The 24051-nt window shown below is 41.6% G+C and carries 15 protein-coding genes and 1 tRNA gene; 13 read left to right on the top strand and 3 right to left on the bottom strand.

Features of this window, described 5'->3' with window-relative positions:
• The first annotated feature begins 816 nt into the window (after positions 1 to 816).
• The 6 genes from C7972_RS22905 to C7972_RS22880 all read left to right on the top strand — a co-directional run bounded on the left by C7972_RS22905 (position 817) and on the right by C7972_RS22880 (position 9949).
• Entirely contained in the window at positions 817 to 1476 is a 660-nt protein-coding gene (locus C7972_RS22905; protein WP_110358496.1) for a DUF1080 domain-containing protein, read from the top strand.
• A gap of 22 nt (positions 1477 to 1498) precedes the next feature.
• On the top strand, positions 1499 to 3097 hold the full coding sequence (locus tag C7972_RS22900) for a sulfatase (protein WP_110358495.1): 1599 nt from the start codon (positions 1499 to 1501) through the stop codon (positions 3095 to 3097).
• A 502-nt stretch (positions 3098 to 3599) separates the two neighbouring features.
• Positions 3600 to 5402, top strand: coding sequence for an arylsulfatase (locus C7972_RS22895; protein ID WP_110358499.1), 1803 nt, complete (start codon positions 3600 to 3602; stop codon positions 5400 to 5402).
• A gap of 10 nt (positions 5403 to 5412) precedes the next feature.
• The gene (locus C7972_RS22890) at positions 5413 to 6867 is read left to right on the top strand and encodes a sulfatase (protein WP_220020946.1); all 1455 of its coding nucleotides are present in this window, start codon (positions 5413 to 5415) and stop codon (positions 6865 to 6867) included.
• Positions 6868 to 6933: 66 nt separating this feature from the next.
• On the top strand, positions 6934 to 8469 hold the full coding sequence (locus tag C7972_RS22885) for a sulfatase-like hydrolase/transferase (protein WP_110358493.1): 1536 nt from the start codon (positions 6934 to 6936) through the stop codon (positions 8467 to 8469).
• A 19-nt stretch (positions 8470 to 8488) separates the two neighbouring features.
• Positions 8489 to 9949: a sulfatase-like hydrolase/transferase gene (locus C7972_RS22880; protein ID WP_110358498.1), complete on the top strand. Its 1461-nt coding sequence runs from the start codon at positions 8489 to 8491 to the stop codon at positions 9947 to 9949.
• A 231-nt stretch (positions 9950 to 10180) separates the two neighbouring features.
• Here the strand turns inward: C7972_RS22880 and C7972_RS22875 are convergent, their stop codons facing one another.
• The 3 genes from C7972_RS22875 to C7972_RS22865 all read right to left on the bottom strand — a co-directional run bounded on the left by C7972_RS22875 (position 10181) and on the right by C7972_RS22865 (position 17623).
• A complete protein-coding gene (locus C7972_RS22875) occupies positions 10181 to 11647 on the bottom strand; it encodes a glutamate synthase subunit beta (protein WP_110358492.1) in 1467 nt (488 codons plus the stop codon).
• 7 nt (positions 11648 to 11654) lie between these two features.
• On the bottom strand, positions 11655 to 16163 hold the full coding sequence (gene gltB / locus C7972_RS22870) for a glutamate synthase large subunit (protein ID WP_110358491.1): 4509 nt from the start codon (positions 16161 to 16163) through the stop codon (positions 11655 to 11657).
• Positions 16164 to 16480: 317 nt separating this feature from the next.
• A complete protein-coding gene (locus tag C7972_RS22865; RefSeq protein WP_110358490.1) occupies positions 16481 to 17623 on the bottom strand; it encodes an acyl-CoA dehydrogenase in 1143 nt (380 codons plus the stop codon).
• A gap of 240 nt (positions 17624 to 17863) precedes the next feature.
• On the opposite strand from C7972_RS22865, the gene C7972_RS22860 reads away from it, so the two are divergent.
• From C7972_RS22860 to C7972_RS22830, 7 genes are all read left to right on the top strand, one after another.
• Positions 17864 to 19090, top strand: a complete 1227-nt coding sequence (locus tag C7972_RS22860) for a Glu/Leu/Phe/Val dehydrogenase dimerization domain-containing protein (protein ID WP_110358489.1) — start codon at positions 17864 to 17866, stop codon at positions 19088 to 19090.
• Positions 19091 to 19107: 17 nt separating this feature from the next.
• Complete coding sequence (gene nhaD, locus C7972_RS22855; protein ID WP_110358488.1) at positions 19108 to 20472, top strand: sodium:proton antiporter NhaD; 1365 nt, start codon at positions 19108 to 19110, stop codon at positions 20470 to 20472.
• A gap of 49 nt (positions 20473 to 20521) precedes the next feature.
• A complete protein-coding gene (locus C7972_RS22850; RefSeq protein WP_110358487.1) occupies positions 20522 to 21214 on the top strand; it encodes a MotA/TolQ/ExbB proton channel family protein in 693 nt (230 codons plus the stop codon).
• Between the two features lie 10 nt (positions 21215 to 21224).
• Complete coding sequence (locus C7972_RS22845) at positions 21225 to 21611, top strand: biopolymer transporter ExbD (protein ID WP_031445231.1); 387 nt, start codon at positions 21225 to 21227, stop codon at positions 21609 to 21611.
• The gene (locus tag C7972_RS22840; protein WP_110358486.1) at positions 21611 to 22510 is read left to right on the top strand and encodes an energy transducer TonB; all 900 of its coding nucleotides are present in this window, start codon (positions 21611 to 21613) and stop codon (positions 22508 to 22510) included. Before C7972_RS22845 ends, C7972_RS22840 begins: the two co-directional genes overlap by 1 nt.
• Positions 22511 to 22634: 124 nt before the next feature.
• Positions 22635 to 23846 carry a folylpolyglutamate synthase/dihydrofolate synthase family protein gene (locus C7972_RS22835; RefSeq protein WP_110358485.1) on the top strand — a complete coding sequence of 404 codons (1212 nt, stop codon included), beginning with the start codon at positions 22635 to 22637 and terminating at the stop codon, positions 23844 to 23846.
• Positions 23847 to 23963: 117 nt separating this feature from the next.
• Positions 23964 to 24038, top strand: a tRNA-Val gene (locus tag C7972_RS22830).
• Positions 24039 to 24051: the final 13 nt, after the last annotated feature.

The following is a 24051-nucleotide window of genomic DNA, read 5'->3' as shown; positions in this document are numbered from 1 at the left end:
TGCTTCGCTACGCTTGCAGTAACGGGCTGTCATTGAATAGGCCGCCGCCTTTTTTTGAAAGCACTTGCCATGTATATGGCAGGTGCTTTTTTTTTTGGACAGGATCTGTTGTGGGCACGCCGCTGGCGTGATTGATTCCAGTATCCGTACGCCAAACGGAAAGTCCAAGGTCGGGAGACTTTGCACAACGACTTTGCACGGCAACTTTGCAGAGTGCCATCAATTATTCAAATCAGCCAATTGTTACATTGAATCATTGGTGCATTGTTTCATTACTACACTGTTCCACTTTCAAACCGGTCCATCAGCAAATTTTCAAATCAGCAAATTGTTACATTGAATCATTGGTACATTGTTTCATGACTACATTGTTCCACTTTCAAATCGGCCCATCAGCAAATTTTCAAATCACACAATTGTTACATTGAATCATTGGTACATTGTTTCATTACTACACTGTTCCACTTTCAAACCGGTCCATCAGCAAATTTTTAAATCTAGTGGGAAAGTCCAAAGTCGGGAGACTTTGCACAGCAACTTTGCACAGCGACTTTGCACAACGACTTTGCAGAGTGCCATCCATTTTTCAGATCAGCCAATTGTTACATTGAATCATTGCTACATTGTTCTACTTTCAAATCGGCCTATCAACAAATTTTCAAATCAGTCAATTGTTACATTGAATCATTGCTACATTGTTTCATTAAATATCCTTTTCCAACAAGCAATATTTTCCACCTTTCCAAAATTAGTTTCAACAATATCTTTTGAGTAACCCATTTTTTAATATCTTGTCTTTTCTAAAGAATCTACACAATGAAAAATAGCTTTGCATATCTAATGAGCCTAGTATTCTGTCTGGGAATTTTAAATACAATTACAGGACAAACAGGGGGAGACAAAAAGAAGGATGGTTGGATTTCCTTGTTCAATGGTAAAAATTTGGATGGTTGGAAAGTCGGAGAAAATGCACATACCTTTTCCATTGAGAACGGAGCAATTAAGGTAGAAGGGCCTAAGGCACATTTGTTTTATGTAGGAGATGTAGAAAACCACGATTTTAATAATTTTGAATTCAAAGCCACCGTGATGACCAAACCTGGGTCAAATTCCGGTATTTATATACATACGCGCTATCAAGAGGCCAGTTGGCCAGTATATGGTTACGAGGTACAGGTAAATAATTCCCAAGGGGATTGGAAACGCACCGGTAGTCTATATGATATAGTAAATGTTATTGAAACCTATGTTGGTGATGATGAATGGTATACGGAATATATTAAAGTAGAGGGCAAAAGGATCATTATTAAAATAAATGATATAGTGGTTGTGGATTATACCGAACCCGAAAATCCTAAACGTGACGCAGGGGATCGCCAGCATAGGGTACTAAAGGGTGGTACCTTTGCGCTGCAGGGTCATGATCCTAAAAGTATTGTTTATTATAAGGACATAATGGTAAAACCTTTGCCTTAATACAGAAACTATAATAATAGGAATGCGCTTATCCAAATTCTATTTCAATATTGCTTACTGTCTTTTATTGTGGTTATTAATGGTTGGCTGCGAACAGCTACCTGAAAGCTTAAAACAAAGACCCAATGTTGTTTTTATACTGGTCGATGATCTGGGCATGGTAGACCTTGGTGCAACCGGTAGTAGATATTACGAAACGCCAAACATTGATAAATTGGCCAAAGAGGGTATGATGTTTACCCAAGGTTATGCCGCCAGTCGTGTATGTAGTCCTTCAAGGGCTAGTATTATGACCGGTAAATTTACGGCAAGACACGGAATTACGGACTGGATCGGAGCTGCATCCGGTACGGCATGGCGATCCCATAATCGACACGATAAATTACTTCCTGCCGAATACGTTCACAGCCTTCCGGCCAATGATGTTACCATCGCAGAGGCTATGAGGAAAGAGGGTTATAAAACTTTTTTTGCGGGTAAATGGCATTTAGGTTCTGAAGGATCTTATCCAGAGGATCATGGGTTTGAAATCAACAAAGGCGGATGGGACAAAGGAAGTCCTATGGGAGGCTATTTTTCTCCTTGGGACAATCCAGTATTACCCAATAAAGTGGAAGGGGAAAACCTTAGTATGCGCTTGGGTGTTGAAACAGCAGATTTTATCAAACAGCACAAGGACTCCACTTTTTTCGCTTTTCTTTCGTTTTATGCGGTACACGGGCCCATACAGACTACCCAGGAAAAATGGAACAAATATAGGGACAAAGCGGAATCATTGGGCATAGGAGAAAATGGTTATAAGATGGAGAGGGTCCTACCTATTAGACAGGAGCAGGATAACCCAATTTATGCCGGACTTGTAGAGAGTATGGATGATGCAGTGGGAGTAGTGCTTCAGGCCTTGAAAGATTCCGGACTTGAGGATAAAACTATTGTGATCTTTACATCCGATAATGGCGGAGTGGCCTCAGGTGATTCTTTTTCCACTAGCAATCTTCCTTTAAGGGGAGGTAAGGGATATCAATGGGAAGGTGGTATTCGGGAACCTTATTTTATAAAAGTTCCATGGCTAAAAAATGGAGGTTCTAAAAGCGATTTCCCTGTTATAGGCACTGATTTCTATCCCACTATCTTGGATTTGGCCAATATTGATGCTTTAACCGAACAACATATTGATGGTATAAGTCTCAAACCTATTCTGGAAGGTAAAAAAATGGATGTTGTACGACCTTTATTTTGGCATTATCCCCATTATGGCAATCAAGGGGGAAATCCATCATCAATAATTCGGGAAGAAAACTGGAAGCTTATCCATTACTGGGAAGATGGGAGCGAAGAACTTTATAACCTGACTACGGATGTAGGCGAACAGTCCAATGTTATAGCACAATATCCCGAAATAGCTAAAGGTTTAAGTAAAAAGCTTCATGGTTGGCTCAAGGAGGTAGGGGCCAATATGCCATCAAAGGATACGGAATACAATGCAGATCTGGCCCAAAAGCGACACGATCGAATTGTAAATGAAAGTTGGCCAGCTTTGGAGGCCCAAAGACTAAAATTCCTCGCCAAAGATTTTAGACCCAACGATGACTGGTGGGGCAGCAAGGTAACGCAAGACTAATATTGAGTTTTCCATATTGTGAACAGGAAGGGGTAGCGGTAATCCTCATCCTGAGGTTTAATGCCCTATAGGGGAAATATTATAATTCTGGCATTGTTCCTGGTGAGGGATCATAAGGTGCTTTCTTCTTTATTTTAATTATGATGATGAATATTTCCTTGATTTTTGGCATAAGATCATAACTCTTTATTAAAGAAATACTGGTTTTTTACTTAGGGGGTACTTGTGAATGTTGTTTCTGGAAAAATGTCTCACATATTGGTCAATTTAATACATACACAATCCATATTTTTTGTTTTTGTTTGTATCCATTACTATAAGACGGTTCACTAAAGTATGCTGGCCTTAGAACTTACATTGGTGTAAGTGGTCGTCAAAGTGGTTTTCCCAACGCTGGATACTTATCCTGTTCAATTATAAGATGTGTTTCAAAAGGATAATATTTCTATGAAAAATAAACGAAATGATAACTAAATTGTTCAAAATTAAATTAGGTTTGATTATGATTAAAGACAACATTCCTTATTTAGGTTATTTTAGGGTTTTAGTTTTGACCGTATGTGTCCTGCCGATAATTTCCAACGCTCAAAACAAGGTAACACAAAAGCCCAACGTCATCATTGTAATTACGGATGATCAGGGTATGGGCGATTTGGGCTGCTATGGAAACCCATATGTTAAAACGCCCAGCATTGATGAATTTTATAAAGAGTCCGTGCGGTTTACCAATTTTCACGTATCCACAACCTGTGCCCCTACCCGTGGGGCTATAATGACCGGTAGACATACCAATAGAATTAATGTATTCCATACTATAACCGGACGTTCCCTACTGTTTGAGGATGAAGTAATTTTGCCGCAGGTATTGGCCCAAAATGGATATACCAATGGAATGTTTGGAAAATGGCATTTAGGGGATAACTATCCGTATCGTCCTGAAGATCGGGGATTTCATGAAGTTGTTAGACACGGTGGTGGTGGAATTACTCAAGGCCCTGATTATTGGGGGAACGATTATTTTGACGATACCTATTGGCACAATGGGCAAACTCAAAAATATAAGGGTTACTGTACCGATGTCTTCTTTTCCGAAGCGATGGACTTTATAGAGGAAAACAAAAACGACCCATTTTTTTGTTATATCGCCACTAACGCGCCTCATGGACCATTGAATCTTCCAAAGGAATATTTGGATATGTATAAGGACGTTGATGGCCTTAAGGAGCAATTTCAACGCTTTTATGGGATGATAACCAATATAGATGACAATTTTAAGTTGCTGCAAAAGAAGTTGGACGAGTTGAAGATAGCGGACAATACCATTCTAATCTTTATGACAGACAATGGTACTGCTGGTGGGAATCAAGTTTTCGATGCCGGTTTAAGAGGTAGTAAGGGAAGTGAATATGAAGGTGGCCATAGAGTGCCCCTATTTATTCGCTGGCCCAATGGTCAACTTACCGGTGGTAAGGACATAGACAAATTGGCTGCTGCCTATGATTTGTTACCTACTTTTGTGGATCTATTGGGACTCGACTTTAATCCTGTGAAACCTTTGGATGGTATTAGTCTTAAGCCTTTGTTATATGACAACGATGAAAATTGGCCCAATAGAACTCTGTATATAGATACCCAAAGACTTCAAAACTTGGTAAAATACAGAAAATATTCTGTTATGGATGACAATTGGAGGTTTGTCAACGGAACGGAACTTTATAACATGAACACGGATCGTAGTCAAACTAAAAATGTAATAGATCAACACCCCGAAGTAGTTGAAAAATTGGCCGAAGGTTATGAAAGATGGTGGCAGTCGTTTATGGATGAGGGAGTTAACGAAAGATATGCCTATATAAAAGTAGGATCACCGCAAGAAAATCCAAGTCGTATTTCCGCTCATGATATGTTGACTGGTAAGTTTAATGGCATGTGGCATCAATACGGGGCAGCAAATGCAGTCCAGGCCACCGGAAGATGGAAAGTAGAATTCGTGGAAGATGGGGAGTACAAAATTAGCCTTTGCAGATTTCCAAGGGAAAGCGGATTGGCAATTAACGCCACTTTCCCAGCACAGGAAAAAATAGTGGAGTTGGATAGGACGATGCCCGCCAGCATAAAATCGGATTTTGATCATGCATATTTGTATGTTGCAGACATAGAGAAATCTGCTAAAGTGGAAAAAGGGCAGAAGGAAGTATCCTTTACCGCCAAAGTTTCGGCAGGGAGATATGATATGGAAGCACAATTAATAGATAAGGATAATAGGGTGCACCCTGCCTATTATGTCTATATTGAGAAATTATAAATATAATTTTTTGAAGAAGTTGAATAGTATTTTAAATGTTTTTGGAGGCCTTTTAATTGCAGGTGCATTGACTAATTGTGCAGACGGCCCAAAAAAGACCGAAACCATTCTATCGGAAAAGGAAAGTCCCAACATCATACTACTAATGGCCGATGATCAAGGATGGGGTGATATTGCGTATAACGGACACCCTCATCTAAAAACTCCCAATTTGGATGCCATGGCGGCCAATGGTGCAGTTTTTGAACGTTTCTATGCGGCGTCTGCCGTCTGTTCCCCAACACGTGGAAGCGTAATGACGGGAAGACACCCCCTTCGCTATGGAATTTGCCATGCCAATTGTGGTCATATAAAACCTGAGGAAATTACCATGGGAGAATTGGTCAAAGATTTGGGCTATACCACGGGCCATTTCGGCAAATGGCATTTGGGAACCCTGACACGTGATATAGTTGAGGCCAATAGGGGAGGAAGGGAAAAATTTGATGGGGACTATGCGCCACCTTGGGAACATGGTTTTGATGTGAGTTTTGTAACGGAATCCAAGGTGCCCACCTGGGACCCCATGATCACTCCTCCACGATCATCAGGCGATGTAAATGGGAATTTAAAGGAAGGGGAACCTTTTAATACCTCCTATTGGACCGGACCGGGCCAATTTGCCCAAGAAAATTTGGAAGGAGACGATTCTAGGGTAATCATGGATAGGGCTATCCCATTTATAGAAAATGCCGTAAAAAATGACAAACCATTTTTAAGTATAATTTGGTTTCATACGCCCCATTTGCCGGTTTTGGCTGGGGATGATGACCGAAAGCCTTATGCGGACCTTTCCGAAGACCAGCAACATTATTATGGTGTAATATCCGCATTGGACAAGCAGGTAGGGCGATTACGCGATAAGTTGCGGGAATTGGGTATTGCCGAAAATACGGTTCTTTTCTATACCAGCGACAATGGCCCTGAGGGAAAATCGGTCAAAGGCAGGACCCAAGGTCTTACCAACGGACTCACAGGTAGAAAACGAAGCCTGCGTGAGGGTGGAATCCGGGTCCCCGGTATCATGGAATGGGAAGGGAATATACGGCCAGGAACAAGAGTGGACATCCCTTGCTTTACTTCTGATTACTTTCCTACAATTGCTAATATCTTGGGCGTGGACCTTGCGAAAAACAAAAGGCCTTATGATGGGGTGGATATTTTGCCCATTGTAAACGGCGAAGTAAAGCGAAGGACAGAACCTTTGGCCTTTGATTTTCAGGACCAAGCAGCTCTGATAGACAACGAGTACAAGATTTATAGTGATGATAGCGGACAGCATTTTGCCCTTTATAATATCCGTACGGATATGGGCGAAAATAATAATCTGGCAAATGAGCAGCCCCAAAAGTTGAACGAAATGGTTGCTTACTGGAACCAATGGAAGGATTCTCAGGAGACGAGTGCTTCGGGCAAGGATTATTGATAATTTTGGCGACTGCTCTATTAAAGAATAATTGAGATTTAATTTTACATACCAAAAATAACCAATATGAGATTACTTTTTTGCCTACCCTTACTTAGTATTTTTCTACTTGGATCCTGTAAGCCATCCGGATCTGAAAAGGTCTCCGAGGCTGGAGAGAAGCCCAATATCGTTTTTCTGTTTGCCGATGACCAGACCTTTGAAAGTATCAGGGCCTTGGGTTTTAACGAAGTACATACTCCCAATTTGGATCGCTTGGTCAATAAGGGTACTTCCTTTACCCACGCATACAATATGGGCGGCTGGAACGGTGCCATTTGCGTGGCATCACGAGCCATGATCATTTCCGGTTCCTATATATGGAATGCTAGGGATAAGAGTGAGTTATGGCACAGGGGAGACTCCACGGCATTGAACGAGACTTGGAGCCGATTGCTTCAAAAACAGGGTTATAATACCTACATGACAGGGAAATGGCATGTTCAAGCCCCTGCTGGAACTATTTTTAACGATGCCAGACATATTCGTCCTGGCATGCCAAAAGATCATGCCAATAAATTGGGAGCATCAATAAAGAAGTGGAAAGAGGAATCTGGGAACATGAAGGACTGGAACGACTATATGCCGCTGGGCTATGGACGGCCAACAGGTCCGGATGATACCGAGTGGTCTCCCACGGATACTTTACAAGGTGGCTTTTGGGAAGGTGGTAAACATTGGAGCGAAGTGGTCCGTGATGATGCCCTGTCCTTTATAGAAACCGCCAAGCAAAAAGACGACCCTTTCTTTATGTATCTAGCCTTTAACGCTACCCATGATCCAAGGCAAGCGCCCCAACGCTTTTTGGATATGTATCCCTTGGAAAACATCAAGGTACCTGAAAACTTTTTACCGGAATATCCATATAAGGATGCTATGGGCAATCAACCAGGTCTTAGGGATGAAGCCTTGGCCCCATTTCCAAGAACTGAATATGCGGTGAAGGTGCACCGGCAGGAATATTACGCGCTGTTGAGCCATATGGATGAGCAGATAGGTATTATTTTGGATTCTTTAGAGGCTTCTGGAAAAATGGATAATACCTATATCTTTTTCGGTGCCGACCATGGTCTGTCGGTAGGGCATCATGGCTTGATAGGGAAACAGAGTATGTTCGACCATAGTATACGTATTCCGATGATGGTAGTAGGTCCTGGCATTCCTAAGGGCAAAACTTTGGACCAGGATGTTTATCTGCAGGACATTATGGCAACTTCCCTGGAATTGGCAGGTGTTGAGAAGCCTGAATATGTTGAGTTCAATAGCTTTATGGATATCGTAAATGGGGAAAGAACCGAGAGTCATTATAATGGAATTTACGGTGCCTATATAGATGTACAGCGTATGATACGGAAAGACGGATTTAAACTTTTAATCTATCCGAAAATAGATAAGGTACTTTTGTTCGACATGGAGAATGATCCGAATGAAATGAAAGATCTGTCCGAAAGTCCAGAATATAAGGAGAAGGTAAAAACCCTTTTTGCCGACCTATTGGAGCTGCAAAAAACAATGGAAGATAAGTTGGATCTTAATGATCTCTATAACAAAATGTATAATTAAAGGGAGTAACCTCATGTTGATGCAAAGAATACTTTTTGCCATTGCCCTTGTGGGTTTATTTGGTTGTGGCGATGTAGCTAAAACCAAGTCGTCAGCGGAACAGCAACCACCTAACATATTGTTTGTTTTGGTCGATGATCTGGGGAAGGAATGGATCAGCAGTTACGGTGCGGAGGATATAGAGACTCCCAATATAGATGCGCTTGCCAAGTCTGGTATTAAGTTCAACAATGTGTATTCCATGCCCCAATGTACACCTACTAGGGTCACTTTACTTACTGGCCAATATCCATTTAGGCATGGTTGGGTCAACCATTGGGACGTTCCCCGCTGGGGTGGGGGTGCCCATTTTGATGAAACGGAGAACCCCACCTTGGTAAATGAAATAAGAAGGGCTGGTTACAAAACCTGTATAGCTGGTAAATGGCAGATTGATGATTTTCGGGTAGAACCGGAGGCGTTGGAGAAAGCAGGATTTGATGAATACTGTATGTGGACTGGCTACGAGGCAGGTGTTGAAGCCAGTGCCGAACGATATTGGGACCCTTATGTTTTTACCAAAGAGGGCAGCAAGTCTTATCCCGGAGCATTTGGTCCGGACATTTTTCGTGATTTTATCATAGACTTTCTGACGGAAAATAAGGAAGGTCCCATGTTTGTCTATTATCCCATGGTATTGACCCATACTCCCTTGGTGAATACCCCGGACGAATCTGCAAATGATAATTTGGGCAAGCACAAGGCTATGGTGCGCTATACCGATAAGATTGTTGGGCAATTGGTAGATGCTTTAAAACTAAATGGCTTGTTGGAAAACACTGTGGTTGTCTTTACTACGGATAATGGTACAGCTCAGTCCATAACTGGGACTTACAAAGGTGAACAGGTAAAGGGAGGTAAGTCCACTACCCTTGAGGCGGGAATTTGCGAACCATTTGTGGTTAGTTGGCCAGGGCATATTAAAGCGGGTCAGGAATCGAATGCCCTTGTCGATTTTACGGATGTTCTTCCAACCTTTATGGACCTGGCAGGGGTTGACTCAAAGGATAAGTGGACAGATATTAATGCCTCGCACATTATAGATGGTAAGTCTTTTGCGAAGGTTTTACTGGAGGGCGACGAGGCCTCGCAACGCAAATGGATATTAGGTATGGGAGGTGGAAACTTTGCTCGGCTAACCGAAAATGGTGTAGAAAATCAATTTAAATTTAGGGATAGGGTTCTACGGGATCAACAATTCAAATTATATATAGATTCCAACGGTAAACCGGAACAGTTCTTTGATTTGGTCAATGATCCCTTTGAGCGCCATAACTTAATGGACAGTCTTAATACTGCCGAGAGGAAAAATAGTTATAACAGTCTATTGGAGGTGGTTAATTCTTTTCCATTAGAGGATAGTGACCCTAAATACAAAAATAATCCACCGCAAGATTGGGATGTGGAAATTACTGCGGAGAGCGGTACATGGAAAATGTAATCTAATTCCTATTGTGGGATTTTAAGGCTGCTTAGTTCTAATAGTTTAAACTTTGCGAAGTTGCCGTAACCTTAAGGACATCAATAAAATAATGTTATTTAGGTTAGTTAAGATGCTTGATCGTATAAGTATATGTAACTGAGGCTAGGCTCGCCGATGGTGAAATAAAAAAAATCCAACCCATGTAACGGGTTGGATTTTTTTTATCTATTCTGGTCTTCAGAAAATATATTAAACCCTTGGTAGGTCGCCTTCTCCTTTTAAAGGTAAATAGGATGTTCCCATGAGATAGGTATCCACATGGTAAGCCGCCTGTCTACCTTCGGAAATGGCCCAAACTATTAAGGATTGTCCTCTTCTTTGGTCACCCGCTACAAATACTCCGGGAACATTGGTCTTATAATCCGTTTCACTAGCTTTGATGTTGGTACGTGCATCGGCCTCGAGTCCCAATTGTTCGGCAACAGTCATTTCGGAACCAGTAAAGCCCATGGCCAATAGTGCCAATTCGCATTTCCATTCCTTTTCAGTTCCAGGAACTTCCTTTAGTATAGGTCGCTGTCCTGGTTGTTTAATCCATTCCACCTGAGAGGTGATGAGACCTTTTAAGTTGCCATTTTTATCGCCAATGAATTTTTTGGTGGAAATGCTAAAAAATCGTTCTACACCTTCTTTATGCGAAGAACTGGTTCGCAAACGCATGGGCCAAAATGGCCATGGTTGATCTTCCGGGCGTCCTACGGGAGGTTTCCCCAATATTTCAAAGTTGGATACCGAAGTGGCTCCGTGTCTGATAGAGGTCCCAATACAATCCGAACCCGTATCCCCTCCACCTATAACCACTACGTTTTTGCCAGTAGCTTTTATTTCTTCGCCCAGATCTTTAATGCCGTCTACGCGTTTATTGTTCTGTTTTAAGAAATCCATGGCCTGTACTACCCCTTTAAGGTCTGCTCCTTCTATAGGCAGTCCTCTTCTCACGGTAGCACCACCGGAAAGCACAATGGCATCAAACTGATCCTTTAGTTCTGTGGCCAAAACATCAACGCCCACATGAACACCGGTCTTAATTATAATACCTTCTTCCTCTAAAATCTTAACCCTTCTGTCAATGATATTTTTTTCCATCTTAAAATCAGGAATACCATATCGTAAAAGACCTCCAACTTTTTCATCCCTTTCAAAAAGGGTAACCAAGTGTCCTGCTCTGTTCAACTGTTGGGCCGCAGCAAGTCCGGCGGGCCCAGATCCAATAACGGCAACTGTCTTTCCTGTTCTTTCCGCAGGGGGTTCAGCTACTACCCAACCTTTTTTGAAAGCTGTTTCAACAATGTTTTTTTCAATGTTTTCTATGGTTACCGGGTCTTCGTTAATGCCCAATACACAGGCTTCCTCGCAGGGCGCCGGACATAGCCTACCTGTAAATTCCGGAAAGTTGTTGGTAGAGTGCAATATTTCCGCAGCTTTTTCCCATTTTCCAAGGTAGACAGCGTCGTTGAAATCTGGTATTAGATTTCCTAACGGACACCCACTGTGACAAAAAGGAATACCACAGTCCATACATCTGGCCCCTTGGTCCTTAAGCTCCGTTTCTTTCATTGGGAGCGTAAATTCCTTGTAGTTTTTAACCCTATCCTCTACAGGAGCGTATTCTTCTACTTTTCTATCGAATTCCAAAAATCCTGTTATCTTTCCCATATTTCGATTATATCGTTTCTAATTTTTCTTTTTCTAAACGGATCAAAGCCTGCTTGTATTCTTCAGGGAACACCCTGATAAATTTTGGTAGGCAATCTTCCCAATTTTCCAGGATCCTTTGTGCAATTGGGCTAAGAGTGGCATTGTAGTGGTTTTCTATAAGGCCTTTCAATTCAGCTATATCATTATCGTCCTCGACCTTTAAAAGGTTTAAAGACTCCGTATTGCAATTTCTTGTAAAGGTGTTCTTTTCATCAAAGATATAGGCAATACCCCCACTCATTCCAGCTCCGAAGTTTCTTCCTACTTCACCAAGTATAACCGCTGTACCACCGGTCATATACTCGCAACCATGGTCGCCAATACCTTCTACGACAGCCTGTGCTCCTGAATTTCTAACGCAGAATCGTTCTCCCGCTTTTCCGTTTATATAAGCCTCGCCCGAAGTTGCACCGTAGAGCGTAACGTTTCCGGTTATTACGTTTTCCTCTGGTTTTAAAGTGGATTTATAAGGTACTTTTATAATTAACTTGGCTCCGGAAAGACCTTTTCCTAAATAATCGTTGGTGTTTCCATTGACGATCATGGTGAGGCCTTTGGTTGCAAAGGCGCCAAAACTTTGTCCTGCAGAACCGGTGAAATTAAGTCTCAATGTGTTTTCGGGCAGACCGTCTACTCCATAGATCTTTGAAATTTCATTGCTGGTAATGGCGCCAACGGCTCTATCGGTATTGTGGATTGGGAAATCCAAAGAGATTTTTTCTTTTCTGAACAAGGCTGGATGCGCTTTTTCCAAAATTTCAAACTCAATGGATTTTTCAATATCGTGTTGTTGCTTTTGGGTATTGTAAAACTTGGTTCCTTTTGGGACATCAACTTGATATAAAATTGGTGTAAGGTCTATACCTGCAGCCTTGTAGTGTTCCAAAGCTTTTTTGCGGTCCAGTTTTTGTACTTGCCCAACCATTTGCTCTATAGTTCTGAACCCTAACTGGGCCATTATTTCCCTAAGTTCCTGGGCCACGAAATACATATAGTTAACGACGTGTTCCGGTTTGCCTTCAAACTTCTTGCGCAGTTCAGGATTTTGCGTGGCAATACCTACAGGGCAGGTGTTTAAATGACATACACGCATCATGATACATCCTGAGGCGACCAAGGGAGCTGTGGCAAATCCAAACTCTTCTGCTCCCAACAAACAGGCTATGGCTACATCCCTTCCGGTTTTTAACTGGCCATCGCATTCCAGGACAATCCTGTTTCTTAGGTCGTTTAGTACCAGGGTTTGTTGTGCTTCGGCAATTCCCAATTCCCATGGAAGCCCGGCGTGCTTTAATGAGGTTAAGGGGGAAGCTCCTGTGCCACCATCATGGCCGGATATGAGAATAACATCGGCCTTTGCCTTGGAAACCCCTGCTGCTACCGTACCTACGCCCACTTCAGAAACCAATTTAACATTGATCCTAGCCTTGCGATTGGCCGATTTTAAATCGAAAATCAATTGGGATAAATCCTCTATTGAGTATATGTCATGATGGGGTGGAGGTGAAATCAAACCCACATATGGCGTGGAATTTCTGGTTTTGGCTATGGACGGATTTACTTTTGGTCCGGGTAATTGCCCTCCCTCGCCAGGTTTGGCCCCTTGTGCCATTTTAATCTGAATTTCTTTTGCGCTGGTCAAATAATTGGAAGTAACCCCAAATCTACCAGAAGCAACTTGCTTTATGGCACTGTTTTTCCAATCCCCGGTTTGGTTCTTGTAAAAACGTTCGGCATCTTCCCCACCTTCACCGGAATTACTTTTTCCGCCTATCCTGTTCATGGCAATGGCCAAATTTTCATGGGCTTCCTTACTGATGGACCCATAGGACATTGCGCCTGTTTTAAAGCGTTTTACTATTTCTGTCCATGGTTCCACTTCATCCAATGGAATAGGGTCATAGTTGGAGAATTCAAAAAGTCCGCGTATGGTCATCAAATCCTTGGATTGCTCGTTCACCATTTTGGCAAATTCCTTATAGGATTCCGGTTCGTTGTTTCTAACCGATTTTTGTAGTTTTGCAATACTTAAGGGATTGAAAAGGTGTTTTTCACCATCCCTTCTCCAGCGGTATTGTCCACCGATTTCCAAATCCAAATTTGCAGCTATATCTTTATCAATGTAAGCTCTGTGATGACGCTTTGCAATTTCTTTCTCTATTTCATAAAGCCCTATCCCTTGAATTCTAGTGGGGGTGTTGGGGAAGTATTTGTCTACGGTGGAAGTGTTTATTCCAATACATTCGAACAATTGCGATCCACGGTATGAATTAAGGGTGGAAATTCCGATTTTGTTCATTACCTTAAGGATACCCTTGCCAACAGCTTTGTTGTAGTTGTTAATGGCTTCTTCAAAAGTGTACTCGGTGATATCGTGCTCTTCAATTTGTTCTGCAATAATTTCGTTCACCAAATAAGGGTTGATGGCACTTGCGCCAAATCCAAAAAGCAGGGCAAAATGGTGTACTTCCCTAGGCTCTGCAGATTCAATAATTACACTTAGTTTGGAGCGTTTGCCCAACCTTTGAAGTCCGCTGTTCACAAATGAACAAGCCAACAAGGCTGGAATAGGGGCTTTTTCCTTACTAACGTTTCTATCTGAAAGAATAATTATATTGGCACCTTCATCAATAGCCTGTTCGGCCTGATTTAGAATGGATTCCAAAGCATCTTCAAGGCCGTTATGTCCCTTTTCAATATCATAAAGCATCGCAATGGAAACTACCTTATAGTCAGGACTTGCGTCATAGTTCTTAATTTTATCCAAATCTTCCTTGGATATTACTGGATTTTTAATTTTTAATTTTCGGCAATGTAGCTCTGAAAATTCAAAAATATTATGATCGCTTCCAAGGGTTAGACTAATATCTGTAATCAACTCCTCTCGAATACCGTCCAAAGGAGGGTTGGTAACCTGTGCGAACAGTTGCTTAAAGTAATTGTAAATCAATTGGGGACGATCGGATAAGATAGCGATTGGCGTGTCCGATCCCATTGATCCGAGCGGTTCTTTAGCCGTTTTTCCCATGGGGAGAATAATGGTGTTTATATCTTCCAGGGTATATCCAAATACAGCTTTTCTCTTTTGTACAGACGCTTCGTTTAAGAAAAGTGGACAGTCGTTGTAAGGGATATCCTTAAGATGTACCAAGTTCTTGTTCAGCCATTTTTTGTACGGGTATCTTACTGCAATTTCTTCTTTTATTTCTTCGTCATTGATAATGCGCCCTTCTTCCATATTTACCAAGAACATTTTTCCTGGCTCCAATCTTCCGTGCAATTCAATGTTTTCGGGTTCAATCTCTACAACCCCTACCTCCGATGACATAATAACATAACCATCCTTGGTTACTGAATACCGAGACGGACGCAATCCATTTCTGTCCAATACGGCGCCAATGTAGTTTCCGTCGGTAAAAGGGATGGATGCAGGTCCGTCCCACGGTTCCATTAAACATGAGTGGTACTCATAGAACGCCTTTTTTGCTTCAGACATTTCATTGTTCTTTTCCCATGCTTCGGGTACCAAGATCATCATAACTTCAGGAAGTGACCTTCCTGTCATTAGCAGAAGTTCAACAACCATGTCCATGGTGGCAGAATCCGACTTTCCAGGTAGTATTACAGGGATGATATTTTTAATTTCCTCCCCAAACCAATCACTTTTCATTAATTCCTCCCGGGAACGCATTCTTGAGACATTGCCCCTAAGGGTGTTTATTTCCCCGTTATGGCACATATAGCGGAAAGGCTGGGCCAAATCCCAAGTAGGGAATGTATTGGTGGAAAAACGCTGGTGCACCAATGCCAACCTAGTGACTACCCTTGGGTCCATAAGGTCTTTATAGTATAAGCTAATATCTTCCGGCATCAAAAGCCCTTTGAAGATTATTATTTTGGTGGAAAGACTCGGAACATAAAAGAATTTGCTTTCCGATAATTTGGAAGCATTTACGGTATGTTCCGTAACCTTTCTGGCTATGAACAGTTTTAAATTAAAATGAAAGAAGTCTTGCTCATCATTTTCTCGTGCAACAAAAACCTGCTTAACGAAAGGTTCGGTCTCCGCGGCTATTCTTCCCGGAATGGATTTGTTCACAGGAACTTCCCTCCATCCCAATAATTTTAATCCTTGTTTTTTAATGTTGGATTCAAAAACGTCTATACAATAGTCCCGTTGGTTTTCCTTTTGAGGTAGAAAAACGTTGCCTACTGCATAACTACCTGGTTCAGGAAGCTCAAAGCTACATACGTCCTGAAAAAAATCATGTGGAATATCTATAAGGATTCCGGCACCATCTCCAGTTTTTCCATCCGAACTTACCGCTCCCCTGTGCTCCAGTCTTTCCAATATTTCCAAAGCCTTATGTATAATATCATTCGACTTTTTTCCTTTCAGACTACAAATAAATCCTGCGCCACAGTTGTCATGTTCAAATTCCGGAAGGTACAATCCTTGTTTTCTCAGCTTCATAAATTATCATATTTATTCAAAAATATCAAAATATTTACATTTAATGCAGTGCAATCTTAATTAGCACGAAAGAAATTCAACGTTTATAATTCAACGTTAAAAAAAATGCATATTCCGATATTTGAGCCCATTAAATTGGGATTTCCTCAATATTAAGGTTTATATATTGATTTTTTCCTTTTAACAGGGGGTTAACAATATAAAATTGGTTGATTTTGGTTAATCACCCTCAACTAGTTTGGGGGTTGTTGTTGATAAATTTAATATTTTAAGCATTACCCCATAAAAAAATATGGGGTAAAACTAATTTATCTATTTTATTTTTTTAAAATACTACGGGAAATGACAATTTTCTGAATTTCGGAGGTGCCTTCGTAGATCTGGGTTATCTTGGCGTCCCTCATCATCCTTTCCACGTGATAGTCCTTTACAAAACCATTTCCTCCATGTATTTGCACTGCTTCCACGGTTGTATCCATAGCCACCTGGGAAGCGTATAATTTGGCCATTGCGCTTGATAGGTCATAGTCATGGCCATTGTCCTTGTCCCATGCGGCCTTGTAAACCAAATGTCGTGCCGCCTCTATTTGTACGTGCATATCGGCCAATTTAAAGGCTATGGCCTGATGGTTGCTTATTTCTGTGCCAAAGGCTTTTCTTTCTTTGGAATATTTTAGGGCCAACTCGTAGGCTCCTGCTGCAATGCCCAAGGCTTGGGATGCAATGCCGATTCGGCCGCCCGAAAGTGTTTTCATAGCGAATTTAAAACCAAATCCATCGTCGCCAATTCTGTTTTCTCTGGGCACCTTTACATCATTAAAGATTAATGAGTGGGTATCACTGCCCCTTATCCCCAATTTATTTTCCTTGGGGCCTATTACAAAACCGGGCATTCCCTTTTCTACAATTAGGGCGTTTATTCCCTTATGTCCCTTTGAAACATCGGTCTGTGCAATTACCAAATAGATGTCGGCTGAATTTCCGTTGGTTATCCAGTTTTTGGTGCCATTTAGAATATAGTGGTCCCCTCGGTCCACGGCCGTGGTTTTTTGCGATGTGGCATCGCTGCCCGCCTCGGGCTCGGAGAGACAGAATGCGCCAATACTTTGTCCGGTAGACAAACGGGTTAAATATTTTTCTTTTTGTTCCTCGGTGCCAAAGGCTTCCAGGCCCCAACATACCAAAGAATTGTTCACGGATACGATTACCGAGGCAGAGGCGTCCACTTTGGAGAGTTCTTCCATTACCAGGGCATATGAAATAGTGTCCAGGCCACTTCCTCCATACTTCGGGTCTACCATCATTCCCATGAACCCTAGTTCCCCCATTTTTTTTACTTGTTCTGCAGGGAACATCTGGGCGTCATCCCTTTCAATGACCCCGGGTAATAATTCGTTTTGGGCAAAATCCCTTGCTGCCTGCTGTATCATCAACTGTTCTTCCGAAAGTGTAAAATCCATTTGTTAGAAAAATATTATGAGAATAATACAAATATACGAGTATAGAATGGAATAATAATGGGCAATAAAAACATTAAAACCTAATGTATATTTTTATATTTGTTCGGTGGTATACTTTTTTATCTGTAAAAGGACTTAACAATTATGAGGCAACATTAGCTAGGCAGGAATAATACTCCAATGGAGATGGATTATCCCCTTAAGTGGCAAATGGTATCAATGAATTAATTGTAAGGTGTAATGAAAGAGTTATTAAAAATATATGAGAATAAACCCCCTGAAATTGTTTTTAACTGGAAAGATCCCGAGACGGAAGCGGAAGGGTGGACGGTAATAAATTCCCTTCGCGGTGGGGCTGCCGGTGGTGGCACCAGAATGAGGGAAGGATTGGATATGAACGAGGTCTTATCTTTGGCAAAAACAATGGAGGTGAAATTTACAGTTTCCGGACCCCCCATTGGAGGTGCAAAATCCGGAATTAATTTTGACCCCAACGATCCTAGAAAATCCGGGGTGCTCAAAAGGTGGTATCACGCGGTAGCGCCATTGTTGAAAAGTTATTACGGTACCGGGGGCGATTTAAATGTGGATGAAATCCATGAGGTTATCCCTATTACGGAAGACGCTGGTGTTTGGCACCCGCAAGAGGGTGTTTTTAACGGTCACTTTAAGCCGACCGAAGCGGACAAAATCAATAGGATAGGTCAATTGAGGTTGGGAGTTGTCAAGGTTTTGGAGAGAGAAGACTATTCACCTTCGGTGGCCAGAAAATTTACGGTAGCGGATATGATAACCGGTTTTGGGGTGGCGGAAGCGGTAAAACATTATTATGATATACACGGGGGGTCTGTTATAGGTAAAAGGGCCATTGTGCAGGGTTTTGGCAATGTAGGTTCCGCAGCGGCCTTTTATTTGGCCAAAATGGGAGCAAAAGTGGTGGGGATTATCGACCGGGCCGGAGGGGTGATCAATGAGAAGGGATACACCTTGGAGGAAATAAGAACATTCTTTCTTAACAAAAAAGGAAATGAGCTTTTTGCGGATAAAATTATTCCGTTTTCAGAAATGAACGATAGGATATGGAATTTGCCCGCCGAGATTTTTGTGCCCTGTGCGGCATCACGCCTGGTGACGGAGGAGCAGATATCTAAAATGACACATGCAGGGTTACGGGTGATCAGCTGTGGGGCCAATGTGCCCTTTGCCGATAAAGAAATATTTTTTGGGCCTATAATGGAATTTACGGACGAACGCGTAAGTCTAATTCCCGACTTTATATCCAACTGTGGAATGGCCCGGGTCTTTGCGTATTTTATGGAAGGAAGGGTGGCAATGGATGATGAACTTATTTTTAATGATACTTCGAATACCATTAGGAACGCAATTTTAAATATATTTGATCAAAATAAATCAAAAGTTAATCTCAGTAAAACCGGATTTGAGATTGCTTTGAAACAATTAATTTAAATTTAACCAATAATAGCATGGAGACCATTATTATTATTTTATTCGTTGCCGGTTATTTGGCAATAACCTTGGAGCATAACCTGAAAATAGACAAATTAATCCCCGCCTTGGCTATGATGGCACTATTGTGGGCGGTAATTGCTTTGGCCCATATGCCGGTTTTTGAGGTGAATGCCGAGCTCCGGGAGTTGGAGGCAACCCATATAGATGAGATTTTGCTGCATCATCTCGGGAAAACGGCAGAAATATTGGTTTTCCTTCTAGGGGCAATGACCATTGTGGAAATAATAGATTACTTCGATGGCTTTGCAACCATCAAAGGTTTTATAAAAACAAGGAGTAAAAGGAAATTATTGTGGTTGTTCTCCATTTTGGCCTTTATACTTTCGGCCATTATCGATAACCTTACCGCTACCATTGTTTTGATTACCATTCTGCAGAAGGTAATCAACGATAGGGAGACCAGACTTTGGTTTGCCGGTATGATAATTATAGCCGCCAATGCTGGTGGAGCTTGGTCTCCAATTGGGGATGTTACCACTACTATGCTATGGATAGCCAATAAGGTATCTGCGGCCCAATTGATAGAACACGTCCTGTTGCCCTCTATAATATGTATGGTTGTGCCTACTTTTATTGCAAGTAGATACAAGGCGTTTTCCGGAAATATCGATGCCGATATGGATGATGAGGAGCCCAAAAAGTCCAGATACGGTGCTACTATGCTCTATTTGGGGTTAGGGGCTATTATATTTGTTCCCTTTTTCAAAACCATTACCCATTTGCCTCCTTACGTAGGTATGATGCTTTCTTTGGCCTTGGTTGCTACATTTGCCGAAGTATATAGTAGTTCCAAATTCAGCATTTCCAATATCGACGGTGAAAGTGAAGCAGAATCACATCACAGCCCTGTGCATAAATCCCTATCCAAAATTGAATTGCCAAGTATACTTTTCTTTTTGGGGATCTTAATGGCCGTAGCAGCTTTGGAATCTTTAGGGATGTTGTTCCATTTTGCGGGAACTTTGGATGAGGTAATGCCCATGTTGGGTACCGAGTCTGGAGGGGAATTGGTATCGGATTTGGTGGTTCTGTTCCTTGGAATCGGTTCTGCGGTAATTGATAATGTGCCTTTGGTAGCTGCCAGTATTGGAATGTTCTCAGTAGGAATGGATGATCCTGTTTGGCATTTTATTGCCTATTCCGCTGGAACTGGTGGTAGTATGTTGATTATTGGTTCTGCGGCAGGGGTAGTGGCCATGGGAATGGAAAAAATAGATTTCTTCTGGTATTTGAAGAAAATTGCATGGTTGGCTTTCCTAGGATTTGCTGCAGGTGCCATTGGATTTATATTAATTAGAAATTTAGTGTTGAACGCATAATTTAATCGATAAAAGACCGTTATTAAGGCAACTTAAATAAAGAAAATATATGTTATTGATACAAGACCTGGCTCAAGAGGCAGGATTAGAGGGAGTTGTGTCCGAGGAAAAGACACTTTCAGTAATAGATTTAATAGTAAATGGCGGTACAGGAAGTATCTTGATCATAAGTGTCTTGTTTGTAATGCTTTTTGTGGCACTATATATTTATTTTGAACGGATTTTTGCGATTAAGGCAGCTTCACAAATAGATAGTAATTTTATGAACCAGATACGGGACCATGTTACCAATGGTAAATTGGATGCGGCCAAAATATTGTGCGCGCAGACAGATTCACCAGTAGCTAGGTTAACGGAAAAAGGAATATCTAGAATAGGGAAGCCCTTGGACGATATTAATACGGCAATAGAAAATGCAGGTACCCTTGAGGTGTATAAGTTGGAAAAAAATGTGAGTGTATTGGCCACCGTTGCCGGAGCCGCTCCCATGATCGGGTTTTTAGGAACTGTAATTGGCATGATTTTGGCATTCCATCAAATGGCAACCAGTGGTGGACAGGCTGAAATGGGTTCTTTGGCCTCTGGTATATATACGGCAATGACCACTACAGTAGCCGGACTTATCGTAGGTATTATTGCCTATATAGGGTATAACCATTTGGTAAACAGGACGGATAAGGTAGTGCATAAAATGGAAGCCAATGCGGTGGAATTTTTAGATTTATTGAACGAACCTCTTTAGAACATAACAAATGAAACTAAAAGGTAGAAATAAAGTTAGTCCAGATTTTAGCATGTCCTCTATGACGGACATAGTGTTCCTATTGCTTATCTTCTTTATGCTAACTGCAAATTCGCCCAATGCATTGGATTTGTTGTTGCCAAAGGCCAAGGGCAAGTCTACAAATACCCAAAACGTATCGGTGAGCATTAATAAGAATCTGGAATATTTTGTGAACAACGAGAAGATTAACGGACAATATATAGAAATTGAATTAAAAAAGGCACTAAAAGGGCAGGAGAAACCTACTATTATTCTAAGGGCAGAAGAGAGCGTTGCCATCAAAGAGGCGGTGAACGTAATGGATATTGCCAATAGGAATAATTACAAGGTTATTTTGGCAGTGCGACCAAATTAATGTCATTACTTAACACGAGACACGAGAAAAAATCATTTACACTTACCACAATTCTGTTGAGTGTACTATTGCTGTTGCTTTTTTATATTGGGCTTACTTATATGGACCCTCCAATAGAAAATGGTATTTCGGTAAACTTTGGTACAACCGATTTTGGTAGCGGAAGGGTACAGCCCAAAGAAAAGATAAAATCGGAACCTCTTAACACTCCCATAAAAGAGCCGAAGGTTCAGGAGGAAAAGGTGGAAGAAGTGGTGGAAGAGGTGCCCGAGGAAAAAGTGGCCAAGGAGAAACCTGCCGAAAAATTACTTACCCAGGAAAGTGAGGAATCAATAAAAATAAAACAACAGCAAGAGGCAAAGCGCAAAGCTGACGAGGCGGCAAAAAAGGCTCAAGCCGAAGCGGAACGCATCGCTCGTGAAAAGAAGGAGGCCGAAGAAAAGGTCAGGAAGGAGCAACAAGCAAAAAAGAACAAGTTGGATGAGCTTATCGGAGGAATAAATAAATCCGAAGGAACCACTTCTGGTGGTGAAGGCGATGATAATAAGGCTGGGGATAAAGGCCAGCCGGACGGGGATCCCTATGCAACAAGTTATTATGGAAGCCCAGGATCTGGTAGTGGCACGGGAGGCTATGGACTCAACGGGAGATCTTTGGTGAACAAGGGCAAGGTACAACAGGAATGCAACGAGGAAGGAAGGGTTGTAGTGAAAATTGTTGTGGACCGAAATGGTAAAGTAGTTAGCGCTACCCCAGGGGTAAGGGGGACTACCAATACCCATCCCTGCTTATTGGAACCCGCAAAGAAAACAGCCTTTATGCATCGATGGAATTTGGATTCCAATGCCCCTAGTCAACAAGTTGGTTTTGTGGTAGTGAATTTTAAATTGGGAGAATAAATTCTTCCCACCTTGCCCTAAAACAATTTTCCCAAAGTAATTTTGCAATTTCATTTACTTATTAATTAGATTAATAGAAGGTATTGCAACGGCACCATGTTCTAACTACAACAGACGACTATAAATGACCTACCAGGAAACTTTGGAATGGATGTTCGCCCAACTGCCCATGTACCAACAAAAGGGAATTTCTGCATTTAAGGGCAAGTTGGATAATATACAGGCCCTCTCCAATTATTTAGGCCATCCCGAACGAAAATTTAAAAGTATACATGTGGCAGGTACCAATGGCAAAGGTTCCTGTAGTCATATGTTGGCCTCTATTTTGCAAGAGGCCGGTTATAGGGTGGGATTGTATACTTCTCCACATCTGAAAGATTTTAGGGAGCGGATCAGGATCAATGGAAAACCGGTCAGCAAAAAATATGTAGTCGATTTTATAAAGAAAAACAAACTTTTTTTTGAGGCACATGACCTATCGTTTTTTGAAATGACAGTAGGGATGGCCTTTCAGTATTTTGAAAAGGAAAAAATTGATATCGCTATTGTGGAGGTCGGATTGGGAGGTCGTTTGGATTCTACCAATATAATTACTCCCGAAGTGTCATTGATTACCAATATAGGATACGATCATGTGGAGATGTTGGGCGATACCATTGCTAAAATTGCTTTTGAGAAAGCGGGAATCGTTAAGCCTGGGGTACCTGTGGTAATAAGTGAGTTTCAGGAAGAGACTGCAACGGTTTTTAACAATATAGCCAACGAAAGAGGCGCTAAGATAATCTTTGCAGGGGAGAAAATACCTGCAATCTATAAAACCTCTTTGTTGGGGAGTTACCAGTGCAAAAACGTTAAGGGTGTTGTAGCTACCATTAAGGAATTAAAAGGTTTTGACCTTAAGGAGAAGCATATAGTGGATGGCCTGTTGAATGTTTCCGCCAACACGGGATTACTGGGTAGATGGCAATATATTGGCGAAAACCCAACAGTTGTTTGTGATACGGCCCACAATACAGAGGGTCTGTCCATTGTCCTGGATCAAATAAAGGAACAGGGATATAAAGATCTTCATATGATCATCGGATTTGTAAAAGACAAGAATTTAGAGCAGATTTTGCCACTTTTTCCAAAGAACGCACATTATTATTTTTGTAGACCTAATATACCAAGAGGTTTGGATGAACTTGTCTTGAAAGCCAAGGCCTTGGAATTTGGTTTGAAGGGTGATGCTTATTCTTCTGTAAATGAATCGGTTAATGCGGCTTTGAGGTTAGCGGATAAAACCGATTTTGTGTTTGTTGGGGGCAGTACTTTTGTCGTTGCAGAAATCGTATAAATTTTTCTATTTTTTCCTTTGGGGAAATTAAAAACTATTCTATATTTGCACCCGCCTACCGTTAGGCAGGCTAGCTTCCAAAGAAATAAGGAAGCGATTTTAAATACTGATTAATTAGGGCTCTTAGCTCAGCTGGTTCAGAGCACCTGCCTTACAAGCAGGGGGTCACTGGTTCGAACCCAGTAGGGCCCACAGTAACAAAGAT

This window comes from Arenibacter sp. ARW7G5Y1 (assembly GCF_003201775.1).
GTDB lineage: Bacteria > Bacteroidota > Bacteroidia > Flavobacteriales > Flavobacteriaceae > Arenibacter.
The sequence above is the reverse complement of the archived record's forward strand: the minus strand, read 5'-3'. Positions and strand labels throughout refer to the sequence as shown.